Below are 18,950 nucleotides of genomic sequence, written 5' to 3' on the forward strand. Positions count from 1 at the left end.
CTGATGCCCTTAAGCTTTAAGCCGCTTGCGGCTCTGCCTGACGGGTCAGCAGTTTTTCACCGTCATGACCTGTCACGATACGTTCGATGATCTCGCCCGGTGCGCCGCCGTCCACCGATGCCAGCGTAAAGCCTTCGGTGCGCGCAATGCCTTCTTTTTCGACCAGAAGGCGCTGGCCTGTACCCTTGAGAGAAGCGAGGTGCTTTTCATAGGCACGGTCGCCTTCGGCACGCAAACGCGCTGCACGTTCCTTGACGATCTCGCGCCGCACCTGCGGCATCCGCGCGGCGGGCGTGCCTTCGCGTGCGCTATAGGGGAAGACGTGCAGGTGCGACAGGCCGCATTCCTCAACGATTTTCAGCGAATTCTGGAACATATCTTCGGTTTCGGTCGGGAAACCGGCGATGATGTCCGCGCCGAAGACGATGTCGGGACGCAGAGAACGCACTGTTTCGCAGAAGCGGATCGAATCGTCGCGCAGATGGCGCCGCTTCATGCGCTTCAGGATCATGTCGTCGCCGGCCTGTAGCGATAGATGCAGATGCGGCATCAGGCGCTTTTCATTGGCAATCGCATCCATCAGATCGTCATCGGCCTCGATGGAATCGATGGAGGAAAGACGCAGCCGCTGCAAATCCGGCACCTGAGTGAGAACAGTCTTCACCAGCTTGCCGAGACGCAGGCTTCCCGGCAGATCGGGACCATAGGAGGTCATGTCCACGCCGGTCAGCACCACTTCGGCATAACCGTTGCCGACAAGGCGTTTGACCTGATCCACCACCGCGCCCATCGGAACGGAGCGGGAATTACCGCGGCCATAGGGAATGATGCAGAAGGTGCAACGATGATCGCAGCCATTTTGCACCTGCACGAAAGCGCGTGCCCTGCCTTCAATGGCATCGACCATATGGCTTGCGGTTTCGCGCACTTCCATAATGTCGTTGACGCGAACCTTCTCGAACTGGTTGACGCCGAAATCCGGCAGCATCCGGTAGGAATTGGATTTGAGCTTTTCCTCATTGCCGAGAATGAGATCGACTTCGTCCATGGCGGCAAAATTGTCCGCCTCGGTCTGTGCTGCGCAGCCGGTGACGATGATGCGCGCTTCCGGGTTTTCACGGCGGGCCTTGCGGATCGCCTGACGCGCCTGACGCACGGCTTCCGCCGTCACGGCGCAGGTATTGAAGATGATCGCGCCGTCCTTCAATTCGCCCAGTCCGGCGGCGTCGGCTTCGCGCTTCATCACCTCGGATTCATAGGTGTTGAGGCGGCATCCGAATGTTACGACTTCTACCGACATCAGGCCGCACCCCTGTCAGTTGGCTTGTCATTCTGGGCGTCGCGGCTCCATTCGCCGGTTGCAGGATCGAAAGTGCCTGAGAACTCCCATTCGGCGGGGCCGGTCATCAGAACGTGATCGTCGTCGCGCCATTCAATCCTGAGCGGGCCGCCCGGAACATGGACGGTGACCGTGCGCCCGGTGCGGCGCGTGCGCGCTGCCGAAACGGCGGCGGCGCAGGCGGCGGAACCGCAGGCTCGGGTGAGGCCCGCACCGCGCTCCCATGTGCGCAGGTCCATCGTTTCGGGCGAAGTGACATGGGCGATGGAAATATTGGCGCGCTCCGGAAAGATCGGATGATGCTCCAGAAGCGGTCCGAACTTCTCCAGCTCATAGGACCAGACATCGCGGTCTACCCAGAAGATTGCATGCGGGTTGCCCATGGAAGCAACCGACGGCGAATGCAGCACTGGCGCGTCGATGGGACCGACCTGCAGTTCGATCATGCGGGTATCGCGGAATTCTTCGGCAAGTGGAATGTCCTGCCAGTCGAAGCGCGGCTTGCCCATATCGACCGAAATCAGGCCGTCTTCGTGTTCGGTCGCGGTCAGAATTCCGGCGCGGGTCTCAAACGTGAAAGCCTGCCGGCCGGTCTCGGCGGCCAGCGCCTGCACGACGCAGCGCGTACCGTTGCCGCAAGCCTGTGCTTCCGTGCCGTCGCAATTGATGATGGCGATATAGTTGTCGGTTCCTGCTGTGCGCGGATCGTGGATCGCCATGATCTGATCGAAGGCAGTTTCGCTGTTGCTCGCAAGACGGATCGCGGCTTCAGGCGTAATCCGGTCCGCGCGGTCGCGCATGTCGGCAACGATGATCTGATTGCCGAGCCCGTTCATCTTGGCGAAGGCTGCCTTGGTGGCCATAACTATCGTGGTTCCGTTTTCCTGTGGCTTTGGTCGATAAAGCCTATGGGACAATTAGCGTCTATATGGCGGAAAAGCCTGCAAATTGCCAGTACCCGCGTCAGATTGCGAGAAGTTGCGACGCAGACATGTCCCAGAACAAACGCCAATATCGGGGAAACTGTGGCCTTCCTGTCCCAGTTTCAAGATTATTAGGTCGTTTCAAGCCTTCTTGAAGAGCTTTGAGGGCAAAAATGACAAATGTCGCTGTTGCTTTTTTAACCATATAGCCATTTTATCGGTCCAATATTGTCATATTGCACGGCTTCGGTAGATAGCCCGGGGCGCCCCCACCCCTGATGAGAAATGCGGAAATGGAGAACCTGATGGGAATTTCGAAAGCAAGTCTGCTCAGCCTCGCGGCGGCTGGCATTGTCCTGGCCGGGTGCCAGAGCTCCCGGTTCGGCAATCTCGACACGGTTTCACCACCGCCGCCGCCACCGCCGGTCAGGGCCGCTCCGGCAGGCACGGTGCAGAAGGGCAATCTTTCTTCTCCCAATGCTTCGCAGTTCCCGACGGCTCCAGGCACGGACCCAAATGCGCAGCAGCCCGGCACACAGGTTGCAAGCCTGCCGCCGGCATCCGCGCCCGATCTGACACCAGGCTCTGTTGCCGGCGTCTGGAACGCATCGCTTGGCGGCCAGAGCTGCAAGATCGCAACGCCGCAGACCAAATATGGCCAGGGCTATCGCGCGGGTCCGTTACGCTGCCCGGGTGAACTGGGCAATCTCGCTTCATGGGCCGTCAACGGCAAGCAGCTCGTTCTCTATGATGCGAATGGCGGCACCGTCGCTTCGCTCTATTCTTCGGGACAGAGCCGCTTCGATGGACAGACCTCCGGCGGTCAGGCTGTGTCGCTTTCGCGCTAAGACATTGTTTCGCTTGGAGCGCATTTCGATCTGATTGAATCAAATTGGCGCTTCAGTTGTTTTGTTCTGCCGCGCATCTTGCCCGAAAACCGTTTCACACTTTTCGGGATGCGCTTTAAAGACAGGCGGATCATCGCGAGATGGTCCGCCGTTTTTGCAATTGAAAGGTTGAACGGACGCAATCATGTCTTTCGACGGCAATCTCAAGGCGTTCCCCTCTGTTCGTGAACATTACGATGCGATGGTCGCGGCGGGTGATGTGGAAGCCGATCCCGCTCAACTCGAACTCACTGTCCGTTACGACCGGCTGATCGAGGAAATCTGCACCAAACGCCTGTCCCGCAAGTCGAGCGCGCTCGGCTGGCTGTTCGGCAAGCGCAAGGAAGCAACGAGCATCATCAAGGGGCTTTACGTGCACGGCGAGGTCGGGCGCGGCAAGACCATGCTGATGGACATGTTCTTTTCGCTTCTGCCGGTGGAACGCAAGCGCCGCGCGCATTTCAATGATTTCATGGCCGATGTGCATGAGCGCATCTATGCGCATCGTCAGGCGCATAAGCGCGGCGAGACCAAGCAGGACGACCCGATCCCGCCGGTCGCCGATGCCTTGAGCCAGCAGGCTTGGGTCTTGTGTTTCGACGAATTCACCGTGACGGACATTGCCGATGCGATGATCCTGTCGCGCCTCTTCAGTGCGTTGTTTGCACGTGGCGTTGTATTGGTAGCCACATCCAACGTGGCGCCCGATAATCTTTATCGGGACGGGCTGAACCGCCAGCTCTTTCTACCCTTCATCGATATTCTCAAGCAGCATGTCGATGTGATCAATCTGGATTCCCGCACCGATTATCGCCTCGAAAAGCTCGACCGCCAGCCGGTCTATCTGTCGCCGCTGGGGTCCGAGACGACCAGGCGCATGGATGCGGCCTGGACGGCGCAAAAGGACGGCGCGCATGAAAAGCCGGACGTCATCCGCATCAAGGGGCGCGACATAGAGGTCCCACGCACTGTGCATGGCGCGGCGCGCTTCACTTTCGATGCGCTTTGTTCGAAGCCGCTTGGTGCCTCGGACTATATTTCTATCGTGAAGCACTATCCGACCTTGTTCATCGATGATGTTCCGGTGCTCGACTATTCGCGCCGCAACGAGGCCAAGCGCTTCATTCTGCTGATCGACGTGCTCTACGATCATCACGCGCGCGTGTTCATTTCCGCAGAAGCCCAGCCGGAAAAGCTCTATCTTGCCAGCAAGGGCACGGAGGCCTTCGAGTTCGACCGTACCGCTTCCCGTCTCTTCGAGATGCAGAGCGCTGACTATCTGGCCGAGCCGCCCGGCAAGGCCGGATAAGCAGCCTGCACATCAACTGCCCTATCATCAGACTGCCACAGACTGGACTTATAAGCCCGGTGGGCTATGTTGCTCACGCAATTCATTTGGAAGGCTTGGCGCATTCGTGCCAGCTTCTGATACAGCATCGGTTTTAAATCGGGGCCGGTTTTTAACGGGTGCATAACGAGGTTGGAATTGGCAGCTTGCCGGTCGCTCCTTCACCGCTTCGCCGGGGATGGTCTGCGACGGTAGGGAAGGGTTGTTTTGCCTTGATATTGACAAATTATCTTACGTTTACGTAAGAACCATTAATTCTAACCGATTGAAAACATTAGTCGCAAAATAATGAGTTGAGTTTATCGCCAAAGAGTCCTATCTCGCAGTTCCAACGCTTGAGCGTTTCCGGGGAGGATTCCGGATGGCTTGATGCGTTTCTGGATCAAAAGTGAGGAAAGAAACAATCATGGCACGCAACAAGATTGCCCTCATCGGCTCCGGCATGATCGGCGGCACGCTCGCCCATCTGGCTGGTCTGAAGGAACTCGGCGACGTCGTCCTTTTCGACATTGCGGAAGGCACCCCGCAGGGTAAGGGACTGGATATCGCCGAATCTTCTCCGGTTGACGGTTTTGATGCGAAGTTTACCGGCGCCAACGATTACGCAGCCATCGAAGGCGCGGACGTTGTCATCGTGACCGCCGGTGTGCCGCGCAAGCCGGGCATGAGCCGCGACGACCTTCTGGGCATCAACCTCAAGGTGATGGAGCAGGTTGGCGCAGGCATCAAGAAATATGCGCCTGAAGCTTTCGTCATCTGCATCACCAACCCGCTCGATGCGATGGTCTGGGCCCTGCAGAAGTTCTCGGGCCTTCCGGCTCACAAGGTTGTCGGCATGGCTGGCGTTCTCGACAGCGCCCGCTTCCGTTATTTCCTCTCGGAAGAATTCAACGTTTCGGTTGAAGACGTCACCGCATTCGTGCTTGGCGGCCACGGCGACAGCATGGTTCCGCTGGCTCGCTACTCGACCGTTGCCGGTATCCCGCTGCCCGACCTCGTCAAGATGGGTTGGACCAGCCAGGACAAGCTCGACAAGATCATCCAGCGCACCCGTGACGGCGGCGCGGAAATCGTCGGCCTGCTCAAGACCGGTTCGGCTTTCTACGCTCCGGCTGCATCGGCAATCCAGATGGCTGAATCCTACCTCAAGGACAAGAAGCGCGTCCTGCCGGTCGCTGCCCAGCTTTCTGGCCAGTACGGCGTCAAGGACATGTATGTCGGCGTGCCGACCGTGATCGGTGCCAATGGCGTTGAGCGCATCATTGAAATCGATCTCGACAAGGACGAGAAGACGCAGTTCGACAAGTCGGTGGCATCCGTCGCCGGTCTTTGCGAAGCCTGCATCGGAATCGCTCCGTCGCTGAAGTAAAATTCCAGACAAGGCCGGATTGTTGCTTGCGGGCGGCTCCGGCCTTTTCCGGCTGTCAATCCGTACCGGTTCCGTTCAATCCCAATAGGCAACGGACCGGGAATCCGCAGAGGACAACCAGATGAATATTCACGAATACCAGGCCAAGCGCCTGCTCCACACCTACGGCGCGCCGATCGCCAATGGTGTGGCTGTCTATTCCGTCGAACAGGCGGAAGAATGGGCAAAGACGCTTCCCGGACCGCTTTATGTCGTCAAGAGCCAGATCCATGCTGGCGGACGCGGCAAGGGCAAGTTCAAGGAACTGCCAGCCGATGCAAAGGGCGGCGTGCGCCTCGCCAAGTCTGTCGAGGAAGTGGTTGCCAATGCGAAGGAAATGCTGGGCAACACGCTGGTCACCAAGCAGACCGGCCCTGCCGGCAAGCAGGTCAACCGTCTCTACATCGAAGACGGCGCCGATATCGATCGCGAACTCTATCTCTCGATCCTGATCGACCGCACCGTCGGTCGTCCGGCTTTCGTCGTTTCGACCGAAGGCGGCATGGACATTGAAGCCGTTGCCGAAGAAACGCCTGAAAAGATCGTCACCGTTGCCATCGACCCGGCCAAGGGCGTGACGGACGAAGACGCGGGCAAGCTCGCCGACGCGCTGAAGCTTGAAGGTCAGGCTCGCGAAGACGGCCTCAAGCTGTTCCCGATCCTCTACAAGGCTTTCACCGAAAAGGACATGAGCCTTCTCGAAATCAACCCGCTGATCGTCATGACCGATGGCCGCGTGCGCGTTCTCGACGCCAAGGTGTCGTTCGACGGCAATGCGCTGTTCCGTCATCCTGACATTCAGGAACTGCGCGATCTGTCGGAAGAAGACGAAAAAGAGATCGAAGCTTCCAAGTACGACCTCGCTTACGTCGCTCTCGACGGCAATATCGGCTGCATGGTCAACGGCGCAGGCCTTGCCATGGCGACGATGGACATCATCAAGCTCTACGGTGCTGAACCTGCCAACTTCCTCGACGTTGGTGGCGGCGCTTCCAAGGAGAAGGTGACGGCTGCGTTCAAGATCATCACCGCCGATCCGGCTGTCCAGGGCATTCTGGTCAACATCTTCGGCGGCATCATGAAGTGCGACATCATTGCTGAGGGCGTGATCGCCGCGGTCAAGGAAGTCGGCCTCAAGGTTCCGCTGGTTGTCCGTCTCGAAGGCACCAATGTCGAGCTTGGCAAGAAGATCATCAACGAGAGCGGCCTGAACGTCATTTCGGCCGACGATCTCGACGATGCGGCGCAGAAGATCGTCGCTGCAGTGAAGGGGAATTAAGGCATGTCCATTCTCGTCAACAAGGACACCAAGGTTCTCGTACAGGGCCTGACCGGCAAGACCGGCACCTTCCACACCGAACAGGCGCTTGCCTATTACGGCACGCAGATGGTCGGCGGTATCCATCCGAAGAAGGGTGGCGAAACCTGGGAAGGCTCCAAGGGCGAAAAGCTCCCGATTTTCGCAACCGTCGCCGAAGCCAAGGAACGCACGGGTGCCGACGCATCCGTGATCTATGTTCCGCCAGCAGGCGCAGCCGACGCGATCATCGAAGCCATCGAAGCTGAAATCCCGTTCATCGTCTGCATCACCGAAGGCATTCCGGTCATGGACATGGTTCGCGTCAAGGAGCGTCTGGAACGCTCGAAGTCGCGCCTGCTCGGACCGAACTGCCCCGGCATCCTGACCCCTGAAGAATGCAAGATCGGCATCATGCCGGGCAATATCTTCAAGAAGGGTTCGGTGGGTGTTGTATCCCGCTCCGGCACGCTTACCTATGAAGCAGTGTTCCAGACCTCGAATGAGGGCCTTGGCCAGACCACGGCTGTCGGTATCGGCGGCGATCCGGTCAAGGGCACCGAGTTCATCGACGTCTTGGAAATGTTCCTGGCCGACGACGAAACCAAGTCGATCGTCATGATCGGTGAAATCGGCGGCTCGGCTGAAGAAGATGCGGCTCAGTTCCTCAAGGACGAAGCCAAGCGCGGTCGCAAGAAGCCGATGGTCGGCTTTATCGCTGGCCGTACGGCGCCTGCCGGACGCACCATGGGCCATGCCGGCGCCGTGATCTCCGGCGGCAAGGGCGGCGCGGAAGACAAGATTGCAGCCATGGAATCGGCTGGTATTCGCGTGTCGCCGTCGCCGGCGCAGCTCGGCAAGACGCTGGTTGAAGTCCTCAAGGGCTGAGATCGCGTATCGGTCTGAATATCCCGGCGGCGGCGAAAGCCGCTGCCGGGTTTAGCATAAAGCGGGTCATGTGATCCGGCCTGGAGGAGCGGATATCCGTTCCGACGCGTAGAGTTTAGTTATATGCCGGGGTCTGTAGCGGTTCCTCCCCGGCGGCGTGAGGGATGAAGGTCAAAAGCTTCCGGCCCGCGCAGATGAGCCGCTGACAAGGAGACGGAGCACTGCTCCGGATAGGCTATGGCAAGGCAGGAACAAGCCCCAGATCGGGCCAACGACGTTTTCGCCCTCACTTCATTCCTCTATGGCGGCAATGCCGACTATATCGAGGAGCTGTACGCCAAATATGAGGACGATCCGAATTCGGTCGATCCACAGTGGCGCGACTTCTTCGCGAAGCTGGGCGACAATGCCGACGATGTGAAGAAGAATGCGGAAGGTCCCAGCTGGACCAGAAAGAACTGGCCGATTGCTGCCAATGGCGAGCTCGTTTCTGCGCTCGACGGCAACTGGGCCGAGGTCGAAAAGCATGTCACCGACAAGCTGAAAGGCAAGGCTGCAAAGGGCGAAGCGAAGGGTGCGACCGGCGTAGCCCTTACCAGCGAAGAGATCACGCAGGCTGCACGCGACAGCGTTCGCGCCATCATGATGATCCGCGCCTACCGCATGCGCGGCCATCTGCACGCCAATCTCGATCCGCTCGGTCTTTCCGAAAAGCCAAACGATTATAACGAGCTGGAGCCGGAAAACTACGGTTTCACGCCTGCCGACTACAATCGCAAGATCTTCATCGACAACGTGCTCGGCCTCGAATATGCAACCGTGCCGGAAATGCTCGACATTTTGAAGCGTACCTATTGCGGCACGATCGGCGTCGAGTTCATGCATATTTCCGATCCGGCTGAAAAGGCCTGGATCCAGGAACGTATCGAAGGTCCGGACAAGAAGGTTGCTTTCACGCCGGAAGGGAAGAAGGCAATCCTGTCGAAGCTTATCGAAGCGGAAGGTTTCGAGCAGTTCATCGACGTCAAGTACAAGGGCACCAAGCGTTTCGGTCTCGACGGCGGTGAATCGCTGATTCCCGCTCTTGAGCAGATCGTCAAGCGCGGCGGCGCCATGGGCGTCAAGGAAATCATCTTCGGCATGGCCCATCGTGGCCGTCTGAACGTGCTCAGCCAGGTCATGGGCAAGCCGCACCGCGCCATCTTCCACGAATTCAAGGGCGGCTCCTATGCGCCGGACGACGTGGAAGGCTCGGGCGACGTGAAGTACCATCTGGGCGCTTCCTCGGACCGTGAGTTCGACGGCAACAAGGTCCACCTGTCGCTGACCGCCAACCCATCGCATCTGGAAATCGTCAACCCTGTCGTGATGGGCAAGGCCCGCGCCAAGCAGGATCTGCTGGCCGGCCGTAATCGTGACGACATGGTGCCGCTCGCAACGCGCGCCAAGGTTCTGCCGCTGCTCCTGCATGGCGATGCCGCCTTTGCGGGTCAGGGTGTCGTGGCCGAGTGTCTCGGTCTTTCGGGCCTGAAAGGCCACCGGGTCGCGGGTACGGTTCACTTTATCATCAACAACCAGATCGGTTTCACCACCAATCCGGCCTTCTCGCGTTCGTCGCCTTATCCGTCGGATGTGGCGAAGATGATCGAAGCGCCGATCTTCCACGTCAATGGCGACGACCCGGAAGCGGTGGTGTTTGCCGCCAAGGTTGCGACCGAGTTCCGCATGACCTTCCACAAACCGGTGGTCATCGACATGTTCTGCTATCGCCGCTTCGGTCACAACGAAGGCGACGAGCCGTCCTTCACCCAGCCGTTGATGTACAAGGCGATCCGTGCGCACAAGACCACGGTTCAGCTCTATAGCGACAAGCTGATCGCGGAAGGCCTGATCAAGCAGGAAGAGATCGACCAGATGAAAGCGCAGTGGCGCGAAAATCTGGAAACTGAATTCGATGCCGGACAGAGCTACAAGCCGAACAAGGCCGACTGGCTGGATGGCGCGTGGGCTGGTCTGCGTACTGCCGACAATGCCGACGAACAGCGTCGCGGCAAGACTGCCGTTCCGATGAAGACGCTCAAGGAAATCGGCAAGAAGCTGGTCGAAGTGCCGAAGGACTTCCACGTTCACCGCACGATCCAGCGCTTCCTCGACAACCGTGCCAAGATGATGGAAACGGGCGAAGGGATTGACTGGGCGACGGCAGAATCGCTGGCTTTCGGCTCGCTGGTTGCCGAAGGCAATCCGATCCGCCTGTCGGGTCAGGATGTCGAGCGCGGCACCTTCTCGCAGCGTCATACGGTTCTCTACGATCAGGAGAGCCAGAATCGCTATATTCCGCTCAACAATATCCAGAAGGGCCAAGCGATCTACGAGGTCATCAACTCGATGCTCTCGGAAGAAGCCGTTCTTGGCTACGAATACGGTTATTCGCTGTCCGATCCGCGCGCTCTGGTTCTGTGGGAAGCCCAGTTCGGCGATTTCGCCAATGGTGCACAGGTCGTGTTCGACCAGTTCATCTCGTCCGGCGAACGCAAGTGGCTGCGTATGTCCGGCCTCGTCTGCCTTCTGCCGCACGGCTATGAAGGTCAGGGTCCGGAACACTCCTCGGCTCGTCTGGAACGCTATCTCCAGCTCTGTGCCGAAGACAACATGCAGGTGGCAAACGTCACGACGCCAGCCAACTACTTCCATATTCTGCGCCGCCAGATGAAGCGTGATTTCCGCAAGCCGCTCATCATGATGACGCCGAAGTCGCTGCTGCGTCACAAGCGCGCCGTTTCGACGCTTGCCGAAATGTCGGGTGAATCCTCGTTCCACCGCCTGCTGTGGGACGATGCGCAGTACAACAAGGACGAAGGCATCAAGCTCCAGAAGGACGCAAAAATCCGTCGCGTCGTGCTCTGCTCGGGCAAGGTCTATTACGACCTTTACGAAGAGCGTGAAAAGCGCGGCATCGATGATGTCTATCTGCTGCGTGTCGAACAGCTTTATCCGTTCCCGGCCAAGGCGCTCATTAATGAGCTGTCGCGCTTCCGCCATGCGGAAATGGTCTGGTGTCAGGAAGAGCCGAAGAACATGGGCGCGTGGTCGTTCATCGACCCGTATCTGGAATGGGTGCTGGCCCATATCGACGCCAAGCATCAGCGCGTCCGCTATGCGGGCCGTCCGGCCGCGGCATCGCCTGCAACGGGTCTGATGTCGAAGCATCTTGCGCAGCTTGCCGCTTTCCTTGAGGATGCGCTCGGTAACTGATCCGGGTTAGAGTTTTGGAGCAGTTTTTCGAAACTGCTCCAACCTGAATTGAACACAAAATCCAAAGTTTGAAGATCAACGGAAGAAGAAACCATGGCCACCGAAATTCGCGTTCCCACGCTTGGGGAGTCCGTTACTGAGGCAACCATCGGAAAATGGTTCAAGAAGGTCGGCGATGCCATCGCTATCGACGAACCGCTGGTGGAACTGGAAACCGACAAGGTGACAGTGGAAGTTCCGGCTGCTGCTGCTGGCGTGCTGGCTGAAATCACGGCCAAGGAAGGCGACACGGTCGAGGTCAATGCGCTTCTGGGCCAGATTTCCACCGATGGCTCTGCCGTCGCTGCGGCTCCTGCTGCGAAGAAGGAAGAAGCCAAGCCTGCTGCTGCCGCACCGGCTGCAGCACCCATCGCTTCGGCTTCGTCGGGCCCGGCGATGCAGCCAGCGCCTGCCGCTGCCAAGCTGCTTTCAGAAAATAACCTTTCCGCCGACCAGGTGGACGGTTCCGGCAAGCGCGGCCAGGTGCTGAAGGGTGACGTTCTCGACGCCATCGCAAAGGGTGTATCGGCTGCACCGGCTCCGGCCGCACCGGCTGCTGCCCGCCCGGCATCTTCGGCTGACGACGCATCGCGCGAAGAACGCGTGAAGATGACCCGCCTGCGCCAGACCATCGCCAAGCGTCTGAAGGATGCCCAGAACACCGCCGCCATGCTGACGACCTATAATGAAGTCGACATGTCTGCGGTCATGGAACTGCGCACCAAGTACAAGGACATCTTCGAGAAGAAGCATGGCGTGAAGCTCGGCTTCATGGGCTTCTTCACCAAGGCCGTGACCCATGCGCTGAAGGAAATCCCGGCGGTCAATGCCGAGATCGACGGCACCGACATCATCTACAAGAATTTCGCCCATGTCGGCATGGCCGTCGGCACGGACAAGGGCCTTGTGGTTCCGGTCATCCGTGATGCCGACAGCATGTCGATTGCGGAGATCGAAAAGGAACTGGGACGTCTGGCCAAGGCCGCTCGCGACGGTTCGCTGTCCATGGCCGACATGCAGGGCGGCACGTTCACCATCACCAATGGCGGCGTGTACGGTTCGCTGATGTCTTCGCCGATCCTGAACGCTCCGCAGTCGGGTATCCTCGGCATGCACAAGATCCAGGAACGTCCGGTTGTCGTCGGCGGTCAGATCGTGATCCGCCCGATGATGTATCTGGCGCTTTCCTACGATCACCGTATCGTGGATGGCAAGGAAGCCGTGACCTTCCTTGTGCGCGTCAAGGAAAGCCTGGAAGATCCGGAACGTCTGGTTCTCGACCTCTAAGGAAAAATGATGGAGCCGGGCATCTTCTCCGCATCGCCGTTTCTGCCGCTGGTCGGCTTGAGCGTTGTTCTGCTGGTGGTTCATATCCTCCTGCAGGGCTTTGCGGCGACGAAGGAACTCGGCTCTCAATGGAATGCCGGTCCGCGCGACGAGGGGCTGAAACCCTCCGGCAAGTTTGCCGGTCGCGCGGAGCGGGCTTCTGCCAATTTCCGTGAAACCTATCCGGCTTTCATCGGTCTGGCGCTGGCGCTCGTGCTGAAAGGCGACCCGTCCGGATGGGGTATCCTCGGGGCGTGGCTGTGGTTTTTCAGCCGCATTATCTATATTCCGCTTTATCTGGCGGGCATTCCCTATTTCCGTTCCTTCGTCTGGCTCATTGGTCTGGTGGGGCTCGGAGTGATGCTTCTGGCTTTGGTTCTGTGATGACAGCCTGCGCGTGAAATGCGTGCAATGAAGGAAACGCGATGCATCCCTATCTGTTCGAACTTGCATCCCTGATGGCGATTTTCGTCTTTGCCATCGTTTCCCCTGGCGCCGATCTCGCCATGGTTATCCGGCAATCGCTGCTGCATGGCCGCCGCGAGGCGATCATCACGAGCTTCGGCATTGGTGCCGCCCTGATGATGCATGTCACCTATACGGTGCTGGGTCTCGGGCTCATCATTTCCAAATCGATCTATCTGTTCAACATCGTCAAATGGTGCGGTGTGGCCTATCTGGTTTATATCGGGATCAAGGCGCTGCGGGCGGGAACGACGAAGATCGACGTGGAAACGGCGCCGAAGGAACTGCGCAAGCAGCAGAGTTTTGCCAAGGCATTCGGCCTCGGCTTTGCCGCCAATGCGCTGAACCCCAAGGCCGTGTTCTTCTTCCTGTCGATTTTCTCCACCGTCGTTCATGCCCATACACCGACCGAAGTGAAGCTTGGTTACGGTATTGTGATGGCAACCGCCTTGATCTCCTGGTTCGTCGGCGTCAGCCTTTTCATGACGACGCCGAAGATGCGCGCGGCCTTCTCGCGCGCGTCCAAATGGATCGATCGGGCCAGCGGTGTTGTCTTCATCGCGCTGGGGCTGAAACTTGCCACCGAAAAGGCTATGTAATCCTTATCTTCGGATGCCGAAGATTCGCTGCCGGAAAAGCTCAGCCGGAACATTCAGGGAGAACCGACAGATGCATACCGCGAAAAAGTTTCTCAACGTCACGGCCATGTCGGTGCTGGCGCTCACGGTTTTCTCCACTGCGGTTCAGGCAGCCTGCACCCAGAACCGGGCGATTTATCGCGATCGCGACGATGCCTATACACTGACCTTCCGCCCGGAACAGCCGAACGACCTGAAAATGACACCGGCCCCGACGAATGAATTCACCATTACGGCCAATGACAAGCCGGAGTTCAAGCTGAACGGCATGGTGATCTGGCCGGAGGAGGGCGTGGCGCGTCCCTATGCGCTGCTGACCTTCAACTGCAAGGGCGATGGTTCCAATCCGGAGGATCTTGACGATTGCAGCATCTGGCAGAGCGTCATCTACGCGCTGAAGGACGGCGCGGAAGCCGATGTCCTGCCCAAGGCGGATGAACCGGCGGCGCAGGCGATCCTACTGCCTGATCTGGTGACGGCGCTCGATGGTTATGATTTTGGAGCGGCAAAGCCCGAAAAGCCGCTTCAGTGGGAAGCATTCCGCTTTCAGGGATGCACGCCCGACGAGGAATGACCGGCAGCCCATGGGGGCCGGTTGGATGGATATAATTGCGAATGAGAGAACGGGCCCGGATGAACCGGGGGTTCGAAAACGTTCAGGACAGACTGAAGAAGGATAGTTCAATGTCATACGATGTGGTTGTCATCGGTACGGGTCCCGGCGGTTATGTCGCCGCGATCAAGGCTGCACAGCTCGGCCTCAAGGTTGCCGTGGTGGAAAAGCGCAAGACCTTCGGTGGCACCTGCCTGAATATCGGCTGCATTCCCTCCAAGGCGCTTCTGCATGCGTCGGAAGTGTTTGCCGAAGCCGGTCATTCCTTCGACACACTCGGCGTGGAAGTAACGCCGAAGCTCAATCTGGAAAAGATGCTGGCGCACAAGGACACGACCGTGAAGGCCAATGTCTCGGGCGTCGAGTTCCTGTTCAAGAAGAACAAGATCACACCTTACATCGGCACCGGCAAGATCGTCGCCAAGGGCAAGGTTTCTGTGACCGCCGAAGACGGCAAGGTCGAGGAAATCGAAGCAAAGAACATCATCATTGCAACCGGCTCGGACGTGGCGGGCATTCCGGGCGTCAAGGTCGATATTGACGAGAAGGTCATTGTTTCCTCGACCGGCGCGCTTTCCTTTGACAAGGTTCCGGGCAGCCTGATTGTTGTCGGCGGCGGCGTGATCGGTCTGGAACTCGGTTCCGTCTGGGCGCGTCTCGGGGCGAAGGTCACGGTGGTCGAATATCTCGACAAGGTGCTTGGCCCCATGGACGGCGAAGTGTCGAAGCAGTTCCAGCGCCTTCTCGAAAAGCAGGGCATTGCCTTCAAGCTCGGCGCCAAGGTGACGGGCGTGGAAAAGGCCGCAAAGGGCGCGAAAGTGACTTTTGAGCCGGTCAAGGGCGGCGCGGCTGAAACGCTTGAAGCCGATGCGGTTCTGATCGCGACCGGCCGCCGTCCGTACACCGATGGTCTCGGCTTGCAGGAAGTGGGCGTAAATGTCGACGATCGCGGCCGCGTTTCGATCGATGATCATTGGCGCACCAATGTCGAAGGCATTTATGCCATCGGTGATGTGGTGCAGGGGCCGATGCTGGCGCACAAGGCTGAGGACGAAGGCATTGCGGTTGCCGAAATCATTGCCGGTCAGGCCGGTCACGTGAATTTCGATGTCATTCCGAGCGTCGTCTACACGCAGCCGGAAGTGGCTTCCGTCGGCAAGACCGAGGAAGAACTGAAAGCTGCCGGTATCGAATACAAGATCGGCAAGTTCCCGTTCACGGCCAATGGTCGCGCGCGCGCCATGCTGCACACCGACGGTTTCGTGAAAATCCTGGCCGACAAGGCGACGGATCGCGTTCTGGGTGCGCATATTCTCGGCTACAATGCCGGTGAAATGATCCACGAACTGGCCGTGCTGATGGAATTCGGCGGTTCGTCAGAAGATTTGGCCCGCACCTGCCATGCCCATCCGACCATGTCGGAAGCCGTGCGCGAATCGGCTCTGGCAACCTTCGCCAAGCCGATCCATATGTGATTGGCTGCCATTTCAGTGATTGTGAAAAGGCCCGCGCGAGCGGGCCTTTTTCGATATTTAATTTTGTGCTGGCGGGGCTGGAGCCGGTGTTGCGGGCTCGCTCTGCGTTGCCGGTGGCGGCGAGGGTGGGGCGGCGCTGTCGGTTCCGCTGCCATTCCGGTAAAAGAAATAACCGAGAATGATGATCGCAGCCAGAAGCACAGCGCCCAGCAGATAACCGCTTCCGCCGCGGTTTGGTGGGGGTGGCGGCATTCCCGATTGGCCGGACGGGTCTGAAGACCGCGGATCGGTGTTTCGTGGATCAAGGGGATCAACCATAATGGGTTCCTCCAATGGTCTCTTCCGTTATCGAAGTGATAGTTGGAAGCGACAGTTGACCGGGCATTGCGGTCATTCATGAGACAATCCGTGCTCTGACCGTTTCTGATGCGTGTCGTCCTGCGTTGTGATAACAAACCCGGTGTATATTAATGCAAAAAAAAGTAGATAGTTCCCAAAACTCCAATATAAGAAGGGATATGGATTAATAGCTGTACGAAGGCGTGCGACGAGGGTGCCGTTAACCCGGACGAAACTGCATATTGCTATGTATATTCAACCATGGAAGTGCTTCGGTAAGCAGGATTATGGTCGATCAACTGGCTATCCAGGCTTTATCACTGTAAAGCACTGATAAGCGTTCAGAAACCATACCGAAATTTGAGGAATGACATTATGCCGTCGAAAGAAAATCTGAAAACCATTGAACGTTTCGAAAGGCTCTCTTCGCTTCTACGCGATGAACAGTTCAAGCTTCTGGACGAGGCGGCTAGGGAAGAAGCACTTCCGGGAAAATCCATACTGAGACAGATTGCCGAACTCGAACTCAATATTACGGCTATTGAAAACAGCATCACCGATCTGAAAGCCGGTTAGCAATATTCAAGCGCACAGAATTTATAGCGGGGTCACTCGATAGCCCTTTGTACGCAGCAATTCGATTATCCCGTCCTTGCCGGGCAGGTGCAGGGCGCCGACGGCAATAAAGGCATTTCCCTTGTCGATGATCGGAACAGCACGCTCTGCCATAATGTGATTACGGTCGGAAATGAGATATTTTAGAAATAGTTCATAGTCTGCTTCGGAAAGTCCGTCAGGCACGATTTTCCGAAGCGCGGGCATAATCATCCCGATTTCGCCCGCAAGGTATAATGCGGTTGTCGTTTCCATGGCGTCCTCGATCTTGTCGCCATAGTCGACGGAAGCGACCAGATTTCGGAGATGGAAGTCGAGCGGCATCCTGTTCATGGCCTCAAGCTGCTCGGCAGCGCTTTCAAGCCCCTGCACATTGCGGCCTTCGGCCTGCGCATCAAGAGCCAGACGCTCATCGAGCGATTTCTCGCCTTCGCTTTTGCGTTCCCGCTCGCATTTTGGAAGTGCCAGCAGGCTGGACAGAACCCATGGCTTCATTTTTGCGACCGCGTCGAGAACGATACCGCGGTCCGCGAGTTTCTGTTCTATTTCTTCACGCCGTTCTGCCGGAAGATGCGACTTCAACGTGCTGCCATCGGTGAAGAGCAGCAGGTCGGGTTGTTCAAGCTTGAGGCGTAGGAAGACCTTGGGATCCAGAATATCTGTTGTTTCGATGACAACAGTACTCGCCGACCGATAGGCCGTGTCGGCGGCCTCTGGCAATGTTACCACCCGGGGATCGGAAAGATGGATCGTGCCGAAGAGATAGGATGGTTGGATGCCGTCCTTATCAATTTTCCAGAGAAGTCCTTTTCGATTGGGAACGGCATCAGCTTCGCGCTGCAATTCCTTCCAGCTTGCCGGATTCTTGGTCTCAAGCCCGTCAATGAGATTGACGCCGTGCATGGCGCAGATGGCAGATGCATCGTCGGCACGGGCAGATGTTGCGCCTGCCAGACATGCATAAAGAAGAATGAGAAGCAGCTTTTTCATAAGGGTAATATAGGTCCGGTTTTCGCCGATGCGAGACCAATATTAAGCCCGCGGATGCGCTTTGTCGTAAACCTCCAGAAGCCGCTCGGTGTCCACGCCGGTATAGACCTGAGTGGTCGATAGGCTTGCATGGCCAAGCAGTTCCTGGATCGTCCTGAGATCGCCACCGCGCCCGAGAAGGTGGGTGGCAAAGGAATGGCGCAGCGCATGGGGTGTGGCGCTGTCGGGCAGGCCGAGCCCGGCGCGCAGCTTCTGCATTTCGCGCTGGATGATCGCGGCATGCAGAACACCGCCCTTGGCCCCGCGAAAAAGCGGCTTGTCGGCCGAAAGATCGAACGGGCACAGCGCCCGATATTGCGCGACGGCGCGGTGCACGATGGGCAGCAAGGGCACGAGGCGGGCCTTGTTACCCTTGCCGGTGATGGTGATCGAGAGGGCGGCGCCGTCGGATAGCGCATCGCCCATGAGGCCGAGCGCTTCCGATATGCGCAGGCCGCAGCCATAGAGCAAGGTCAGGACGGCAGCGTTGCGCGCGGCGATCCATGGCTCCTCTGCCATCTGGCCATCGGCGGCAACCACGCGCCGGGCGTCTTCGGCGGTCAGCGGCTTTGGCAGTGATTTCGGCTGACGCGGTGCGCGCATGGCGCTTGCGCCTGCTGCATTGGCAAGGCCGCGCTTTTCCAGATGGCGCAGAAGCGAGCGCACACCGGCAAGCCCGCGCCCGAGCGTTCGGGCACCAACACCTTCATTGCGGCGGCTGGCCAGGAAGGAGCGCAGATCGGCGACCCGCAGATTGCCAACATCTTTCAGCGATGGCGGTTCGCCCAGATGGCCGGTCAGGAAATTGAGAAACTGGCGTGTGTCGCGCTCATAGGCTTCGAGCGTATTTTCCGACAGGCGGCGCGCATCTTTCAGCATCTTCAGCCATTCTTCACGCGCCGCTGCGAGATCGGCACGGGCGGGGATCAGAAATTCGCTGTTCGTCGTCATAATCAAGCCGGTCTTAGTTCTGGATTTGCGGATAGTCTGCCAGCGATAGGTTACCGGCTGGTTGTTCGTGGAGTGAAAAGCACTATTCTTACGAAATGAGGTGAATTGAGCTGAC

17 protein-coding genes are annotated in these 18,950 nt (G+C 58.2%); 12 read left to right on the forward strand and 5 right to left on the reverse strand.

The features are described from left to right. Positions 1 to 16 precede the first annotated feature (16 nt). Positions 17 to 1,300, reverse strand: coding sequence for a tRNA (N(6)-L-threonylcarbamoyladenosine(37)-C(2))-methylthiotransferase MtaB (gene mtaB / locus JNC70_RS05710; protein WP_104755063.1), 1,284 nt, complete (start codon positions 1,298 to 1,300; stop codon positions 17 to 19). Next, a complete protein-coding gene (gene dapF / locus JNC70_RS05715; RefSeq protein WP_104755062.1) occupies positions 1,300 to 2,202 on the reverse strand; it encodes a diaminopimelate epimerase in 903 nt (300 codons plus the stop codon). Before dapF ends, mtaB begins: the two co-directional genes overlap by 1 nt. A 365-nt stretch (positions 2,203 to 2,567) precedes the next feature. Between dapF and JNC70_RS05720 the strand changes: the two genes are divergently transcribed. The 11 genes from JNC70_RS05720 (at position 2,568) to lpdA (ending at position 15,901) form a co-directional block, all read left to right on the forward strand. After that, positions 2,568 to 3,110: a protease inhibitor Inh/omp19 family protein gene (locus JNC70_RS05720; protein ID WP_104755061.1), complete on the forward strand. Its 543-nt coding sequence runs from the start codon at positions 2,568 to 2,570 to the stop codon at positions 3,108 to 3,110. Between the two features lie 184 nt (positions 3,111 to 3,294). After that, on the forward strand, positions 3,295 to 4,458 hold the full coding sequence (gene zapE / locus JNC70_RS05725) for a cell division protein ZapE (RefSeq protein WP_104755060.1): 1,164 nt from the start codon (positions 3,295 to 3,297) through the stop codon (positions 4,456 to 4,458). 445 nt (positions 4,459 to 4,903) lie between these two features. Beyond that, complete coding sequence (gene mdh, locus JNC70_RS05730) at positions 4,904 to 5,866, forward strand: malate dehydrogenase (RefSeq protein ID WP_104755059.1); 963 nt, start codon at positions 4,904 to 4,906, stop codon at positions 5,864 to 5,866. Between the two features lie 121 nt (positions 5,867 to 5,987). Beyond that, entirely contained in the window at positions 5,988 to 7,184 is a 1,197-nt protein-coding gene (gene sucC / locus JNC70_RS05735) for an ADP-forming succinate--CoA ligase subunit beta (RefSeq protein ID WP_104755058.1), read from the forward strand. A 3-nt stretch (positions 7,185 to 7,187) separates the two neighbouring features. Continuing rightward, positions 7,188 to 8,090 carry a succinate--CoA ligase subunit alpha gene (gene sucD, locus JNC70_RS05740; RefSeq protein ID WP_104755057.1) on the forward strand — a complete coding sequence of 301 codons (903 nt, stop codon included), beginning with the start codon at positions 7,188 to 7,190 and terminating at the stop codon, positions 8,088 to 8,090. 237 nt (positions 8,091 to 8,327) lie between these two features. Continuing rightward, the gene (locus tag JNC70_RS05745; RefSeq protein WP_104755056.1) at positions 8,328 to 11,345 is read left to right on the forward strand and encodes a 2-oxoglutarate dehydrogenase E1 component; all 3,018 of its coding nucleotides are present in this window, start codon (positions 8,328 to 8,330) and stop codon (positions 11,343 to 11,345) included. A gap of 93 nt (positions 11,346 to 11,438) precedes the next feature. After that, entirely contained in the window at positions 11,439 to 12,671 is a 1,233-nt protein-coding gene (gene odhB, locus JNC70_RS05750; RefSeq protein ID WP_104755055.1) for a 2-oxoglutarate dehydrogenase complex dihydrolipoyllysine-residue succinyltransferase, read from the forward strand. A 9-nt stretch (positions 12,672 to 12,680) separates the two neighbouring features. Beyond that, the gene (locus tag JNC70_RS05755) at positions 12,681 to 13,094 is read left to right on the forward strand and encodes an MAPEG family protein (protein ID WP_104755054.1); all 414 of its coding nucleotides are present in this window, start codon (positions 12,681 to 12,683) and stop codon (positions 13,092 to 13,094) included. A gap of 41 nt (positions 13,095 to 13,135) precedes the next feature. Further along, positions 13,136 to 13,774: a LysE family transporter gene (locus JNC70_RS05760; RefSeq protein WP_104755053.1), complete on the forward strand. Its 639-nt coding sequence runs from the start codon at positions 13,136 to 13,138 to the stop codon at positions 13,772 to 13,774. A gap of 70 nt (positions 13,775 to 13,844) precedes the next feature. Next, the gene (locus JNC70_RS05765) at positions 13,845 to 14,387 is read left to right on the forward strand and encodes a hypothetical protein (RefSeq protein ID WP_104755052.1); all 543 of its coding nucleotides are present in this window, start codon (positions 13,845 to 13,847) and stop codon (positions 14,385 to 14,387) included. Positions 14,388 to 14,497: 110 nt separating this feature from the next. Continuing rightward, the gene (gene lpdA / locus JNC70_RS05770) at positions 14,498 to 15,901 is read left to right on the forward strand and encodes a dihydrolipoyl dehydrogenase (protein WP_104755215.1); all 1,404 of its coding nucleotides are present in this window, start codon (positions 14,498 to 14,500) and stop codon (positions 15,899 to 15,901) included. Positions 15,902 to 15,958: 57 nt separating this feature from the next. On the opposite strand, the gene JNC70_RS05775 is transcribed toward lpdA, so the two are convergent. Then, a complete protein-coding gene (locus tag JNC70_RS05775; protein WP_104755051.1) occupies positions 15,959 to 16,219 on the reverse strand; it encodes a hypothetical protein in 261 nt (86 codons plus the stop codon). Positions 16,220 to 16,615: 396 nt separating this feature from the next. Between JNC70_RS05775 and JNC70_RS05780 the strand changes: the two genes are divergently transcribed. Next, complete coding sequence (locus JNC70_RS05780; RefSeq protein ID WP_104755050.1) at positions 16,616 to 16,816, forward strand: hypothetical protein; 201 nt, start codon at positions 16,616 to 16,618, stop codon at positions 16,814 to 16,816. A 21-nt stretch (positions 16,817 to 16,837) separates the two neighbouring features. Here JNC70_RS05780 and JNC70_RS05785 read toward each other — a convergent pair whose 3' ends face one another. Then, positions 16,838 to 17,845, reverse strand: coding sequence for a TraB/GumN family protein (locus JNC70_RS05785; protein ID WP_104755049.1), 1,008 nt, complete (start codon positions 17,843 to 17,845; stop codon positions 16,838 to 16,840). Positions 17,846 to 17,887: 42 nt separating this feature from the next. Next, on the reverse strand, positions 17,888 to 18,835 hold the full coding sequence (locus JNC70_RS05790) for a tyrosine recombinase XerC (protein ID WP_104755048.1): 948 nt from the start codon (positions 18,833 to 18,835) through the stop codon (positions 17,888 to 17,890). Positions 18,836 to 18,950 lie beyond the last annotated feature (115 nt).

This window comes from Brucella oryzae (assembly GCF_041929965.1).
GTDB lineage: Bacteria > Pseudomonadota > Alphaproteobacteria > Rhizobiales > Rhizobiaceae > Brucella > Brucella oryzae.

Bases quoted from the DNA above. Each gene is read 5' to 3' on its own strand.
- mtaB (WP_104755063.1), bottom strand. From the start codon at position 1,300: ATGTCGGTAGAAGTCGTAACATTCGGATGCCGCCTCAACACCTATGAA.
- dapF (WP_104755062.1), bottom strand. From the start codon at position 2,202: ATGGCCACCAAGGCAGCCTTCGCCAAGATGAACGGGCTCGGCAATCAG.
- JNC70_RS05720 (WP_104755061.1), top strand. From the start codon at position 2,568: ATGGGAATTTCGAAAGCAAGTCTGCTCAGCCTCGCGGCGGCTGGCATT.
- zapE (WP_104755060.1), top strand. From the start codon at position 3,295: ATGTCTTTCGACGGCAATCTCAAGGCGTTCCCCTCTGTTCGTGAACAT.
- mdh (WP_104755059.1), top strand. From the start codon at position 4,904: ATGGCACGCAACAAGATTGCCCTCATCGGCTCCGGCATGATCGGCGGC.
- sucC (WP_104755058.1), top strand. From the start codon at position 5,988: ATGAATATTCACGAATACCAGGCCAAGCGCCTGCTCCACACCTACGGC.
- sucD (WP_104755057.1), top strand. From the start codon at position 7,188: ATGTCCATTCTCGTCAACAAGGACACCAAGGTTCTCGTACAGGGCCTG.
- JNC70_RS05745 (WP_104755056.1), top strand. From the start codon at position 8,328: ATGGCAAGGCAGGAACAAGCCCCAGATCGGGCCAACGACGTTTTCGCC.
- odhB (WP_104755055.1), top strand. From the start codon at position 11,439: ATGGCCACCGAAATTCGCGTTCCCACGCTTGGGGAGTCCGTTACTGAG.
- JNC70_RS05755 (WP_104755054.1), top strand. From the start codon at position 12,681: ATGGAGCCGGGCATCTTCTCCGCATCGCCGTTTCTGCCGCTGGTCGGC.
- JNC70_RS05760 (WP_104755053.1), top strand. From the start codon at position 13,136: ATGCATCCCTATCTGTTCGAACTTGCATCCCTGATGGCGATTTTCGTC.
- JNC70_RS05765 (WP_104755052.1), top strand. From the start codon at position 13,845: ATGCATACCGCGAAAAAGTTTCTCAACGTCACGGCCATGTCGGTGCTG.
- lpdA (WP_104755215.1), top strand. From the start codon at position 14,498: ATGTCATACGATGTGGTTGTCATCGGTACGGGTCCCGGCGGTTATGTC.
- JNC70_RS05775 (WP_104755051.1), bottom strand. From the start codon at position 16,219: ATGGTTGATCCCCTTGATCCACGAAACACCGATCCGCGGTCTTCAGAC.
- JNC70_RS05780 (WP_104755050.1), top strand. From the start codon at position 16,616: ATGCCGTCGAAAGAAAATCTGAAAACCATTGAACGTTTCGAAAGGCTC.
- JNC70_RS05785 (WP_104755049.1), bottom strand. From the start codon at position 17,845: ATGAAAAAGCTGCTTCTCATTCTTCTTTATGCATGTCTGGCAGGCGCA.
- JNC70_RS05790 (WP_104755048.1), bottom strand. From the start codon at position 18,835: ATGACGACGAACAGCGAATTTCTGATCCCCGCCCGTGCCGATCTCGCA.